At 48.4% G+C, this 1,003-nt stretch carries 1 pseudogene; it reads left to right on the top strand.

Features of this window, described 5'->3' with window-relative positions:
* A pseudogene (locus AACU55_RS16790) lies at positions 1 to 1,003 on the top strand (IS3 family transposase); the annotation flags it as partial.

Here is a 1,003-nt window from a genome sequence, read left to right on the forward strand (position 1 = left end):
CGCTGCAACGGCAATGAATGTCGGTAAATCCACGATGGATAAATGGGTTCGCCAGCTTAAAGAAGAACGCGCAGGGAAATCCCCAAAGGCCTCTCCGATGACGCCTGAGCAACTTCGCATTCGTGAATTAGAAAAACGACTGCAACGTGTTGAAATGGAAAACGATATATTAAAAAAGGCTACCGCGCTCTTGATGTCAGACTCCCTGAACAATTCTCGTTAGTTGAGAAACTCAGGACGCGGTTTCCTGTTGCCTTTATTTGCAATGTGTTCGGGATCCATCGCAGTAGCTATCGGTACTGGCTAAGCCGACCGCAGAAACCTGATGCAAAACACATCATTATACTAAGCCTGGTTCGTGAAGTTTATCATGCCAGTAATGGCTCTGCGGGGGCCCGGAGCATTGCCGATATGGTCAGCGCAAAAGGTGTTCCGTTGAGTCGCTGGCGGGCCAGTAAGATAATGAAAGAGCTGAATATTGTTAGTTGCCAGCAACCGGATCATCGCTACAAAAAAGCCACAAAAGAGCATGTGGATATCCCTAATCATCTGGATCGCCAGTTTGCAGTAACGGAACCTAATCAGACCTGGTGCGGCGACGTGACCTACATCTGGACGGGCAAACGCTGGGCTTATCTGGCGGTTGTTCTGGATTTATTTTCCCGCAAGCCAATAGGCTGGGCGATGTCGTTTTCTCCGGACTCAGGTCTGACAGGAAAAGCATTAACGATGGCCTGGGAAGCCAGGGGGAAACCGGCTGACGTTATGTATCATTCTGACCAGGGAAGTCACTATACCAGCAGGGAATTCAGACGGTTACTGTGGCGTTATCGTATAAAGCAAAGCATGAGTCGCCGTGGAAACTGCTGGGACAGCAGCCCAATGGAACGATTTTTTCGCAGCCTGAAATCAGAATGGGTACCGAACTGTGGATACGCTAATTTTAGCGAAGCAAATAGATCAATAACAAATTACATCATTGGTTATTACAGCCAGCTCAGAC

The sequence above is a fragment of the Rahnella sp. CJA17(1/100) genome, from assembly GCF_963881615.1.
GTDB classification, from domain to species: Bacteria; Pseudomonadota; Gammaproteobacteria; order Enterobacterales; family Enterobacteriaceae; genus Rahnella; species Rahnella aceris.